Here is a 12,274-nt window from a genome sequence, read left to right as displayed (position 1 = left end):
GATGGCAGGCTTGGGGACATGCGCCGACCGATCGCCCTTCTCGCCGGATTCCTGATCGCGGGCGCGTGCGCCCTACCCGCCTCCGCCGCCGACGGCGACGAGGACTTCACGATCAAGGACCCGCGCATCACAGAGTCCAGCGGTCTCGCCGCGTCGCGTCAGCACCCGGGCATCTACTGGACGCACAACGACCAGGACAAGGGCGCCTACCTCTACGCCGTCGACAGCAGCACCGGCGAGACCGTCGCGACGATCACCTTGACCGGCGTGGGCACCCCGCGCGACGTGGAGGCCATCTCCATGGGGCCGGGGAACGAGATCTACGTCGGTGACATCGGCGACAACGACGGTGTGGAGTGGCCCTATGTGTGGGTCTACCGGCTGCCCGAGCCGAAGACGCTCAAGGATCAGACGATCCGTGCCACGCAGTACGTGGTGAAGTACTCCGACGGGCCGCGCGACGCCGAGTCGCTCGTCGTGCACCCCAAGACCGGGCGCGTCTACATCATCGACAAGCAGGAGGACGGCGGGCACCTGTACGAGGCGCCGGCCGAGCTCTCCGCCACCGGCACCAACGTCTTCAAGCCCATCAGCCCGGTCGACCTGTGGGCCACCGACGCCGCCTTCTCCCCGGACGGCAACACGCTCGCCGTACGCGGCTACTTCGGCGGCATCGCCTACGACTGGAACAGCGGCAAGCTCAAGCGCCTGGAGCGCATCAGCGTGCCCCTGGGCCAGGGGGAGTCCGTCTCCTACTCCACCGACGGCACGAAGATCATGCTCGGCAGCGAGGGAGTCAACAGCGGCGTCGTGGCGAAGGACGCCCCCGGGAACGCCGGGTCCGCCGAATCCTCGTCCGGCGGCGGGAGTTCGGCCTCCTCGGACGACGGCGACAGCGACCGGACCGGCGACCTCAAGCTCGGCGCCATCGCCGTGCTCGTCGCCTGCGCGGTCGTCTTCGGGTTCCGGCGGCTGGTGCGCCGCAGGTGAGCGGTCAGGGCCTGTCCGACAATTCCCGCCTGCCCCGCGACGCCTGGCACGCACTCCCCCCAGAGGGGGACCCCCAGCCGCGTTGCCGAACCGCCCACGTGGCTCCTCCCCCATGACGCCGCGGGGCCCGCCCTCCGGGCGGACGACGGGAATTGTCAGACAGGCCCTAGCTAGGGCGCCGGGGCGAGGGGTCTCCGTGCCGGGCGACGAAGACCTCGAGCCCGTCCAGGATCCGCTGCAGCCCGAACTCGAAGTGGTCGAAGTCGGGATTCCAGGTGTTCTCGTCGAGGGAGGCGAGGAGGGGGTAGCGGCCGGACGCCATGATCTTCTCCAGCATCGGCGCCTGGGCCTGCCAGAACTCCCCGTCCGTCAGGCCCGTCCGGCGCTCGGCCTCCCGCTGGTACAGCTGGGTGCGCGCGGCGCCGACGACGTACCCGTCGATCATGATGATCGCGGAGACCAGCTCGCGGTCGGTCAGGCCCATCGGCTTGATGCGGTCGAGCACCTTCTCCATGCCGTCCAGGGCGCTCGGGCCGAGGATCGGGCGGGACTGGTTGACCTGGAGCAGCCAGGGGTGGCGGCGGTAGAGGGCCAGAGTCGCCCGGCCCAGGGCTTCCAGGGCCGAGCGCCAGCCGCCGTCGCCGAGGTCGGCCGGGTTCTCGGAGGGGCGCTGGACGCGGTCCAGCATCAGGTCGAGCAGCTCGGCCTTGCCGGGGACGTACCGGTACAGCGACATCGTGCCGGTGCCCAGCTCGGCGGCGACCCGGCGCATGGACACCGACTCCAGGCCCTCGGCGTCCGCGACCCGGACGGCCGCTTCCACGATCTGGTCCAGGGTGAGGGTCGGCTTCGGCCCGCGGCTGGGGCGCCGGCCCGTCTCCCAGAGCAGCTCCAACGTGCGGACGATGTCGCCGCTGCCGCTGGTCTCCGTACCGCTGGTGCCGCCCTTGCCGCTCGTCATGCAGTTCAGCTTAAGTCCTCCGAAAAAACTGAGTACGGCGTACGCGCAATCGGGTACGCTGTACTCAGTTATCGAAAGGGGGACTCATGGGTGACGACGGATACGCGGTCCGCGCCGAGGGGCTGGAGAAGCGCTACGGCGAGAAACGCGCCCTCGGTGGCTTCGATCTGGCCGTCCGCGAGGGCACGGTGCACGGTCTGCTCGGGCCGAACGGCGCGGGCAAGACCACCGCCGTACGCATCCTGTCCACGCTGATCAGGCTGGACGCCGGCCGGGCGACGGTGGCCGGCCTGGACGTGGCCCGGCAGCCGCGCGAGGTGCGGGCCCGCATCGGGCTCACCGGACAGTACGCGGCCGTGGACGAGGTGCTCACCGGCCGGCAGAACCTGGAGATGTTCGGCCGGCTCTTCCATCTGGGCGGCAAACGGGCGAAGTTGCGCGCCGCCGAGCTCTTGGAACAGTTCGACCTGACCGACGCCGCCGACAAGGGCGTGGGCAAGTACAGCGGCGGTATGCGGCGCCGCCTCGACCTCGCCGCCTCGATGATCCTCGCCCCGGCCGTCCTCTTCCTCGACGAGCCGACGACGGGGCTCGACCCCCGCAGCCGGGGCGAGGTCTGGGACTCGGTACGGGCGTTGGTGGAGAGCGGTACGACCGTGCTGCTGACCACCCAGTACCTGGAGGAGGCCGACAAGCTGGCCTCGCACATCACCGTCATCGACCAGGGCCGGGCCATCGCCGACGACACCCCGGACGGGCTGAAGAACCTCGTCGGCGGCGACCGTATCGAGGTCGTCGTCGCCGACCGGGCCGACCTCCCCCAGGTGGCGAAGGTCGTCGCCCGCGTCTCGGACGGCGAACCCGAGACGGAGGAGGGCGAGTTGCGGGTGCACGCGCCCGTGGTCGACCGGGTGTCCGCGCTGACCGAGGTCGCGCGGACGTTGCAGGACGAGGGCGTCCAGGTCGAGGACATCGGGCTGCGCAGGCCGAGCCTCGACGACGTCTTCCTGCGCCTGACCGGACACCGCGCCGAGAAGACTGACAAGACCGAGCAGACCGAGAAGACCGAGAAGGGGGCCGTCGCGTGACCGCCGTAGACCTGACCGTCCCGGCCACGCACGGCCGCCTGTACTGGACCCTCGCCGACGTCTGGAACATCGTCCGCCGCGGCCTCACCCACTACCAGCGCCAACCGATCAACATCGCCTGGCAGTTGGGCTTCCCGATCCTGTCCGTCCTGCTCTACGGCTATGTCTTCGGCAGCGCGATGAAGGTGCCCGGCGGCGGGAACTACAAGGACTTCCTGATGCCGGGCATGTTCGTGATGACGATGGCGTTCGGCTTCATCAACACCGCCACCCTCGTCGTCTACGACTCGACGAAGGGCGTCATCGACCGGTTCCGCTCCATGCCGATGGCCTCGTCCGCGGTGGTCGCCGGGCGCGGGATCACCGATCTGCTCGCCGCCTGCGCGGAGTTGGCGATCATGATGCTGACGGCCTTCGCGATGGGCTGGCGCCCGGACGGCGGGTTCGGCTTCCTCGGCGCCTTCGGTCTGCTGCTGTGGCTGCGGTTCGCGCTGATCTGGATCGGGGTGTGGCTGGGCCTGCTGGTCCCGAACCCGGAGGCCGCGGGCGGTCTGTTCGCCGTCGCCTTCCCGCTCACGATGATCTCCAGCATCTTCGTCGCGCCGCAGCTGATGCCCGACTGGCTGGGCTGGGTGGCGGCCTGGAACCCGATCTCGTCCACGGCGGCGGCCAGCCGCGAGCTGTTCGGGGTGCCGGGCACGGCTGTCGCCGGGGACTCCTGGGTCGAGCAGCATGCGCTGCTGATGGCGGGGGTGTGGCCGGTGATCCTGACGGTGATCTTCCTGCCGCTCGCGGTGCGGAGGTTCCAGAAGCTGAGCCGGTGACGCCGCGCGGCGGAGCCGCATATTGATACGGCGTCCTTGACGTGTCCAAGTCACCCGACTTCCATGGGAGGTGCGGGATGTGGGAGCGCTCCCACATGTTCCGGGCCCGCGCCTCCCGAGAGGAAGCAGCGACATGTTCCGCAGCTTGCGAAGAGCGCTGTGTGTGGTGACCGCGGCGCTCCTGTTACCGCTGGTCGGGGTCGGCGCGCAAACGGCCCACGCGGCCGAGGCCGAGGCCGGCGCCGGATACTGGCACACCAGCGGCCGGCAGATCCTGGACGCGGCCGGGCAGCCGGTCCGTATCGCCGGGATCAACTGGTTCGGCTTCGAGACCGGCAACCACGTCCTCCACGGCCTGTGGGCCCGCGACTACAAGAGCATGCTCGACCAGATGAGGTCGCTGGGCTACAACACCCTCCGCCTGCCCTTCAGCGACGACATCCTCAAGCCCGGCACCATGCCGGACAGCATCAACTTCGCCGACGGCAAGAACGCCGACCTGCAGGGGCTGACGTCCCTGCAGGTCCTCGACAAGATCGTGACGTATGCCGGTCAGACCGGCCTGAAGATCGTCCTCGACCGGCATCGCCCAGACTCCGGCGGCCAGTCGGCGCTCTGGTACACGGCGTCGGTCCCCGAGGCGACGTGGATCGCCAACCTCAAGGCACTGGCGCAGCGCTACAAAGGCGACAGCACCGTCATCGGCATCGACCTGCACAACGAGCCCCACGACCCCGCCTGCTGGGGCTGCGGCGACACGACCCGCGACTGGCGCCTCGCCGCGCAACGAGCCGGCAACGCCGTCCTGTCCGTCAACCCCGAGCTGCTGATCATGGTCGAGGGCGTCCAGTCGTTCAACGGCGTCAACGGCTGGTGGGGCGGCAACCTCATGGGCGTGGCCCAGTACCCGGTGCAACTGGATGTGCCGAACCGGCTCGTGTACTCCGCCCATGACTACGCCACGTCCGTGGCCCAGCAGCCGTGGTTCAGCGATCCGGCGTTCCCCGACAACATGCCGGGCATCTGGGACAAGTACTGGGGCTACATCTTCAAGCAGAACATCGCCCCGGTGTGGGTCGGCGAGTTCGGTACGACGCTCCAGTCGGCGGTGGACCAGAAGTGGCTGGCGGCGCTGGTGAACTACCTGCGGCCGACGTCGACGTACGGCGCCGACTCCTTCCACTGGACCTTCTGGTCGTGGAACCCCAACTCCGGTGACACCGGCGGGATCCTGAAGGACGACTGGCAGACGGTGGACACTGTGAAGGACGGGTACCTGGCGAGCGTCAAGGCGCCGGGATTTCCGGGGAGCGGGGGTGGGGGCGGGGGTGATCCCGACCCCGGCGGAGGCACGGCCGCTTGCAGCGCCGTCTACACCGTCAGCAGCGACTGGGGCGGCGGCTTCAACGCCGAGGTGAAGGTGACCAACACGGGGACGACACCGGTCAACTCCTGGAAGGTGACCTGGACCTGGACCGGCTCCCAGCGGGTGACCAGCATGTGGAACGCGTCGTACACCCAGACCGGGGCGACCGTCACCGCCATCAACGCGGGCCACAACGGGGCGATCGCGGCGGGAGGTTCGGCGAGTTTCGGGTTCGGGGGTGCGCCCGGGGGTGGAGGTGTGCCGAGTGTGAGTTGTACGGCGACGTGACGGCGCTGTGAGGCGGGGCGCCTGGTGTGCTGGGCGCCCCGCCGGACCGCGGGATGCCGACGCCGTCGAAGGGTCGGCTCGTCCGGATGGCGGGCTTCGGGGTGCGGGCGGGTGGCCTGGCCTGTCGACTGGGAGCCCTGAGGACTCTCGACGAGACGGAGTGATCATGGCCATCATCGCGGTGTTCGACATGCCCGGCATGACGCAGGCCCAGTACGAGGACGGGGCAAACAGAGTGAACCAGGGGCGCGGCCTGCCCAAAGCCGGCTCCGACTGGCCGGTGCCCGGTCTTCTCGCCCACATCGCGGGTCCCACCCAGAACGGCTGGTTCGTGACGGACGTCTGGGAATCCGAGGATGCCTTCAACCAGTTCGGCCAGATCATCCTTCCCATCCTGCGGGACCTCGGCGTCGCCGATGTGCAGCCGAAGATCTTTCCTGCCTTCAACGTCGTGACGGCCTGAGACGAGGGGGATCGCGCCGGTGAGCCGACAACGCCGACAACAAGGGGCGCCCGGTACTCACCGGGCGCCCCTTGTTGTCGTACGGGAGTGATCAGAGCTTCTCGATCACGTAGTCGATGCACTTCGTCAGCGCCTCGACGTCCGCCGGGTCGATCGCCGGGAACATCGCGACGCGGAGCTGGTTGCGGCCGAGCTTGCGGTACGGCTCGGTGTCGACGATGCCGTTGGCGCGCAGGACCTTGGCGACGGCGGCGGCGTCGATCTCGTCCGTGAAGTCGATCGTGCCGATGACCTGGGAGCGCTTGGCCGGGTCGGTGACGAACGGGTTGGCGTACTTGATGTCCTCGGCCCAGCCGTACAGGGTGCGGGCGGAGGTCGCCGTGCGGCGGACCGACCAGTCCAGGCCGCCCTGGCCGTTGATCCACTCCAGCTGCTGGTTCAGCAGGAAGAGGGTGGCGAGCGCCGGGGTGTTGTACGTCTGGTTCTTGCGGGAGTTGTCGATCGCCGTGGGGAGCGAGAAGAACTCCGGGATGTGGCGGCCGGACGCGTGAATGCGCTCGGCGCGCTCGATCGCGGCCGGGGAGAAGACGCCGATCCACAGGCCGCCGTCGGAGGCGAAGGACTTCTGCGGGGCGAAGTAGTAGACGTCGGTCTCGGAGACGTCGACGGGCAGGCCGCCGGCGCCACTCGTCGCGTCCACGAGGACCAGGGCGCCCTCGTCGGCACCGGCCACGCGCTTGATCGGCATGGCGACGCCGGTGGAGGTCTCGTTGTGCGTGAAGGCGTAGACGTCGACGCCCGCCGCGGCGACCGGCTCGGGGTGCGTGCCGGGGTCGGTGGAGATGACTTCCGGCTCGGCCAGCCACGGGGCGAGCTTGGCGGCCTTGGCGAACTTCGAGCTGAACTCACCGAAGGTGAGGTGCTGCGACTTGTTCTCGATCAGGCCGTGCGTCGCGATGTCCCAGAACGCGGTGGAGCCGCCGTTGCCGAGCACGACCTCGTAGCCGTCGGGCAGCTGGAACAGCTCGGAGATGCCCTCGCGCACCTGGCCGACCAGGTTCTTGACCGGGGCCTGGCGGTGGGAGGTGCCGAGGAGGGAGGTACCGGTCGCGGCCAGCGCGTCCAGCGCTTCCGTCCGCACCTTGGAGGGGCCCGCGCCGAAACGTCCGTCGGCGGGCTTGATGTCAGCGGGAATCTGGATCTCAGCCACGACAGGGAGGTTAGCCGGTGGGGGAAACCTGGGCGAAACCTCGTCCGTCGGATGAGACGGCGTTTCGGTGGGCGTCGGCTGGTTTGCTGGAGGTATGACGGATCTCGAGGCTGCGCTGCGTACCGCCGTCCGAGGCGAGGTCGGCTTCGATGTCACCTCTCGGGCGTTGACCACCATGGACGCTTCCAACTACCGGCGTGTCCCCATGGGTGTGGTGGCACCACATGACGCCGCTGACGTGGCAGCGGTGCTGGAGGTGTGCCGGGACCACATGGTGCCGGTCGTGGCACGAGGCGGAGGTACCTCGATCGCGGGACAGGCCACCGGCACCGGCATCGTGCTGGACTTCACCCGCCACATGAACCGCATCGTGTCCCTGGACCCGCAGACCCGCACCGCCGTGGTCCAGCCCGGCCTCGTCCTCGACCGTCTCCAGGACGCCGCCGCCCCGCACGGACTCCGCTTCGGCCCCGACCCCTCCACCCACAGCCGGTGCACGCTCGGCGGAATGATCGGCAACAACTCGTGCGGCTCGCACTCGGTGGCATGGGGGACGACCGCGGACAGCGTGCGGGAGCTGGACGTGATCAGCGGGCGTGGGGAGCGGCTGCGGCTCGGGCAGGAGTGGGCCGGTGCGCCGCGGGGGCTGCGGGACCTGGTGGAAGGAGACCTGGCGCGGCTGCGCACCGGCTTCCCCGAACTGCCCCGCCGTATCTCCGGATACGCGCTCGACGCCCTGCTGCCCGAGAAGGGCGCCGATGTCGCCCGTTCCTTCTGCGGGAGCGAGGGCACCCTCGGGATCCTCACCGAGGCGACCGTACGGCTGGTTCAGGCGCCACGCGCGCGTGCGCTCGCCGTGCTGGCATACGCCGACGAGAGCGCGGCCGCGGAGGCGGCGGCCGGGCTGCTGCCGCACAGGCCATTGACGGTGGAGGGGATGGCGGCCGACCTGGTGCCGTCGGCGACGGCGCTGCCGCGGGGCGGTGCCTGGCTGTTCGTCGAGACGGGCGGGGAGTCGGCGGCGGAGGCACGCGCGCGTGCGGACGCGATCGTGCGGGCCGCCGATGTCGTCGACGCGCTGGTCGTGACCGATCCGGCCGGGCAGCGGGCCTTGTGGCGCATCCGGGAGGACGCGAGCGGGACGGCGACCCGGATGCCGGACGGGAGAGAGGCCTGGCCCGGCTGGGAGGACTGCGCGGTGCCGCCGGAGCGGCTCGGGGCGTATCTACGGGACTTCCGCGCGCTGTTGACCGCCCACGGGCTGCGCGGCACGCCGTACGGGCACTTCGGCGACGGCTGCATCCACGTCCGTATCGACTTCGACCTGCTGACCGAGGCGGGCATCGGCCGCTTCCGGCGCTTCTCGGAGGAGCTCGCCGAGGTCGTCGTCGCGCACGGCGGTTCGCTGTCCGGGGAGCACGGGGACGGGCAGGCGCGCGCCGAGTTGCTGCCGAAGATGTACGGCGACGAGATGGTCGGGCTGTTCGAGCGGACCAAGGGCGTCTGGGACCCCGACGACCTGCTCAACCCGGGGATGCTGGTGCGCCCGGCCCCCCTCGACTCCAACCTCCGCTTCTCCGTCCTGCCCCGCGAACCGGTGGACGTGGCCTTCGGCTACCCGGCCGACGGCGGCGACTTCTCGGCAGCCGTACGGCGGTGCGTCGGGGTCGCCAAGTGCCGTACGACGTCGGCGACCGGCTCCGCCGTCATGTGCCCGTCCTTCCGGGCCACCGGCGAGGAGGAGCACTCCACGCGCGGGCGTGCCCGGCTGCTGCACGAGATGCTCGCCGGGGAGCTGGTGACCGACGGCTGGCGGTCGACGGAGGTGCGGGACGCGCTGGACCTGTGCCTGTCCTGCAAGGGGTGCCGGTCCGACTGCCCGGTCGAGGTCGACATGGCCACGTACAAGGCGGAGTTCCTGCACCACCACTACGAGGGCCGCCGACGCCCGGCCGCGCACTACAGCATGGGGCGACTGCCGCAGTGGCTGCGCGCGGTGGCACGCACGCGTACGGCGTCACTGGTCAACGCCCTGGCCGCCGTACCGCCCTTGGCCCGGGCGGCGAAACGGCTCGGTGGGATCGCGCCGGAGCGGGAGATTCCGCGGCTGGCGACGCGGACGTTCAGCGCGTGGTGGGAGCGGCGGCGCGAGAAGGCGGCCCTTGACGGGGGTGGCGAGGGCGGCGGGGATGGCGGGGGTGGCGGGCGCGGCGGGGGCGGCGACCTGGTCATCCTGTGGCCGGACACTTTCACCGAGCACCTCTCGCCGTCCGTGGGGCAGGCGGCCGTACACGTGCTGGAGGCGGCCGGGCTGCGGGTGGCGCTGCCGCCGACGGTGCGGTTGAAGACGGCGGGCGGCGGTACGACTGTGGCGCTGGACCCCGGGTCCCTCCTGCGGGGCCGGGGTCGCGTCTGCTGTGGGTTGACGTACATCTCGACGGGGCAGCTCGACCACGCCCGCGCGGTGCTGCGGCGCACCCTCGATCTCATGGAGCCGGTGCTGGAGACGGCCGCCCCGGTCGTCGTCCTGGAGCCGAGCTGCGCGGCAGTCCTGCGCGCGGACCTCCCGGAGCTGCTGCACGACGACCCGCGTGCCCGCCTCCTCGCCGACCGCGTCCTGACGTTCGCGGAGACGCTGGAGCGCCTCGCTCCCGACTGGACGCCGCCCCGGCTGGACCGTCCGGTGGTCGGTCAGACGCACTGCCACCAGCACGCGGTCCTCGGCGACGGGGCCGATCGCCGGCTGCGTCAAGCCGCTCTGCTCTCCGGCGAACTGAGTGGGGGCTGCTGCGGTCTCGCCGGTAACTTCGGCTTCGAGAAAGGGCACTTCGAGGTGTCGGTGGCCTGCGCCGAGGAGCAGTTGTTGCCGGCGGTGCGGGGAGCGGGGGAGGGGACTGTGGTGCTGGCGGACGGGTTCTCCTGCCGGACGCAGCTGGAGCAGCTGGCCGGGGTGCGGGGGCGGCATCTGGCCGAGGTGCTGGCGGAGGCGTTGGAGGGCGGCCACGGACATGACCGGTGAGCGGGGACGGGCGGGCGTTGAGCGGGGGCGGATGGCTGTGGGACTGGGGAGGGTGGCTGTCCTCTCCGACTTCCACGGGGTGCTCCCCGCCCTGGAGGCGGTGCTCGCCGAGCCGGACGTCGCGGCCGCCGAGCGCATCGTGGTCACGGGGGACATCACGGCGGGACCGCAGCCCGCAGAGGTGCTCGACCTCCTGCACAAGCAGGGCGACCGCGTGCTGTGGATCGCGGGCAACGCGGACCGGGAGCTGGTCGAGTACCGCCGGGGCGAGCGGGACGAGATTCCCGACCCGATCGGCCCCTATGCGGCGGGTCGGCTCACCGAGGAGCAGGTCGAGTTCCTCGCCTCCCTCCCCAAGACGCTCACGCTCCGGGTGCACGGCCTGGGCGACGTCCTGTTCTGCCACGCCACGCCCCGCGACGACGAGGAGGTCGTCCTGGTCGACTCGCGCCCGGATCGATGGGCGGAGGTCTTCGACGGCGTCGCCGACTCCGTCCGCACGGTCGTCTGCGGGCACACCCACATGCCGTACGCACGGCTCGCCCACGGACGGCTGGTGGTCAACCCGGGGAGTGTAGGGATGCCGTACGGGCGCGCGGGCGCCCACTGGTGCCTGCTCGGGCCGGGCGTCGACCTGCGGGTGACGGCGTACGACCTTCCGGGGGCGATCGCCCGGCTGACCGCGCAGTGCGGGTACGCCGACATCGCCAAGTGGGCGGACTACTTCCTCCATGCCCGTGCCACGGATGCCGACGCGCTGAGGGTGTTCGGACCGAGGGATGGCCGGGAGGCCGCCTCGTAAGCTGACAGGCTCAGCCGCCGAGACGCACAGGAGCCCACCCATGTCCCTCCGCCTCCAGCCCATCACCCGCGACGAGCACCTGGCCTTCGTCGCGTCCCGCCCCTCCGCCAGCCACACGCAGGTGCCCTCCTGGGGCGACGTGAAGCCCGACTGGCGGGCGGAGAGTCTGGGGTGGTTCGACGAGGCGGGACGGCTGGTCGGCGCGGGGCTCGTCCTCTTCCGGCCGCTTCCGAAGCTGAGGCGGTACCTGGCCTATCTCCCCGAGGGCCCGCTCATCGACTGGTACGCCCCCGACCTCGGCGAGCGCTGGCTGGAGCCGATGCTCGCCCACCTCAAGCGGCAGGGCGCCTTCTCGGTCAAGATGGGCCCGCCCGTCGTCGTACGCCGCTGGAACACCGAGGCGGCGAAGGCGGCCATCGCCGACCCGGCCGCCCGGCGGCTGCGCGACGCGGAGCCGACGTCATGCGACACGCGCGCCCTCGACATCGCCGACCGGCTGCGGCGGGCCGGCTGGCGGCAGGCCGAGCCGGACAGCGAGGAGGGCTTCGCCGTCGGGCAGCCGCGGTACGTCTGCCAAGTGCCGTTCGCCGGGCTGTCGTTGGAGGACATCCACCGCGGCCTCAACCAGCAGTGGCGGCGCAACATCAAGAAGGCCGAGAAGGCCGGTGTGAAGGTCGTGCGGGGCGGCTACGAGGACCTGCCCGTCTTCTACGAGCTCTACGCCGAGACCGCCGAGCGCGACCGTTTCATCCCGCGCCCCCTGCCCTACTTCCAGCGGATGTGGACTGCGCTCACCGCCGAACACCCCGACCGCATGCGGCTCTACCTCGCCCACCACGACGGCGACACCCTCGCCGCCGCCACCATGCTGACCGTCGGCGACCACGTCTGGTACTCCTACGGCGCCTCCACCAGCCGCAGGCGCGAGGTCCAGCCGAACAACGCCATGCAGTGGCGCATGATGGCCGACGCCCACGAACTCGGCGCCGCGGTCTACGACTTCCGGGGCATCACCGACACGCTGGAGGAGTCCAACCATCTGCTGGGCCTGCTGCGGTTCAAGGTGGGCGCCGGCGGTGAGGCGGTCGAGTACCTGGGGGAGTGGGACTTCCCGCTCAACCGGCTGCTGCACAAGGCACTGGACCTGTACATGGCTCGGCGGTAGCTCGCCTCCCCGCGCCTCGCTCGGAATTCACCCGACCACACTCTGAGACAGCCGCGTCATAGGTTCACACACCTGACGATGTCCAATACCCTGGACTA

10 protein-coding genes are annotated in these 12,274 nt (G+C 70.8%); 8 read left to right on the top strand and 2 right to left on the bottom strand.

Annotated features, from left to right (window positions below; all coding sequences use genetic code 11):
- Positions 1-18 precede the first annotated feature (18 nt).
- Positions 19-990, top strand: coding sequence for a hypothetical protein (locus tag ADL12_RS17865; protein WP_062703600.1), 972 nt, complete (start codon positions 19-21; stop codon positions 988-990).
- A gap of 166 nt (positions 991-1,156) precedes the next feature.
- On the opposite strand, the gene ADL12_RS17860 is transcribed toward ADL12_RS17865, so the two are convergent.
- Positions 1,157-1,951 carry a TetR/AcrR family transcriptional regulator gene (locus ADL12_RS17860; RefSeq protein WP_062703599.1) on the bottom strand — a complete coding sequence of 265 codons (795 nt, stop codon included), beginning with the start codon at positions 1,949-1,951 and terminating at the stop codon, positions 1,157-1,159.
- 86 nt (positions 1,952-2,037) lie between these two features.
- Between ADL12_RS17860 and ADL12_RS17855 the strand changes: the two genes are divergently transcribed.
- From ADL12_RS17855 to ADL12_RS17840, 4 genes are all read left to right on the top strand, one after another.
- Positions 2,038-3,039, top strand: a complete 1,002-nt coding sequence (locus ADL12_RS17855; protein ID WP_062703597.1) for an ATP-binding cassette domain-containing protein — start codon at positions 2,038-2,040, stop codon at positions 3,037-3,039.
- Positions 3,036-3,863, top strand: a complete 828-nt coding sequence (locus ADL12_RS17850; RefSeq protein WP_062703595.1) for an ABC transporter permease — start codon at positions 3,036-3,038, stop codon at positions 3,861-3,863. Before ADL12_RS17855 ends, ADL12_RS17850 begins: the two co-directional genes overlap by 4 nt.
- A gap of 133 nt (positions 3,864-3,996) precedes the next feature.
- Entirely contained in the window at positions 3,997-5,517 is a 1,521-nt protein-coding gene (locus ADL12_RS17845) for a cellulase family glycosylhydrolase (protein ID WP_062703593.1), read from the top strand.
- 166 nt (positions 5,518-5,683) lie between these two features.
- Positions 5,684-5,980 (top strand): hypothetical protein, encoded by a 297-nt coding sequence (locus ADL12_RS17840; protein ID WP_062703671.1) that lies wholly within the window; start codon positions 5,684-5,686, stop codon positions 5,978-5,980.
- A gap of 91 nt (positions 5,981-6,071) precedes the next feature.
- On the opposite strand, the gene serC is transcribed toward ADL12_RS17840, so the two are convergent.
- On the bottom strand, positions 6,072-7,190 hold the full coding sequence (serC, locus tag ADL12_RS17835) for a phosphoserine transaminase (protein ID WP_062703591.1): 1,119 nt from the start codon (positions 7,188-7,190) through the stop codon (positions 6,072-6,074).
- A gap of 94 nt (positions 7,191-7,284) precedes the next feature.
- Between serC and ADL12_RS17830 the strand changes: the two genes are divergently transcribed.
- From ADL12_RS17830 to ADL12_RS17820, 3 genes are read left to right on the top strand one after another with little or no spacing between them, the layout of a single operon-like run.
- A complete protein-coding gene (locus ADL12_RS17830; protein WP_062703589.1) occupies positions 7,285-10,209 on the top strand; it encodes an FAD-binding and (Fe-S)-binding domain-containing protein in 2,925 nt (974 codons plus the stop codon).
- 31 nt (positions 10,210-10,240) lie between these two features.
- Entirely contained in the window at positions 10,241-11,011 is a 771-nt protein-coding gene (locus tag ADL12_RS17825) for a metallophosphoesterase family protein (protein WP_062703587.1), read from the top strand.
- Between the two features lie 40 nt (positions 11,012-11,051).
- Positions 11,052-12,176, top strand: a complete 1,125-nt coding sequence (locus ADL12_RS17820) for a lipid II:glycine glycyltransferase FemX (protein WP_062703585.1) — start codon at positions 11,052-11,054, stop codon at positions 12,174-12,176.
- Positions 12,177-12,274: the final 98 nt, after the last annotated feature.

Source organism: Streptomyces regalis, from assembly GCF_001509475.1.
Classification (GTDB): Bacteria; Actinomycetota; Actinomycetes; order Streptomycetales; family Streptomycetaceae; genus Streptomyces; species Streptomyces regalis.
This window is presented reverse-complemented; position numbering and strand designations above follow the sequence as displayed.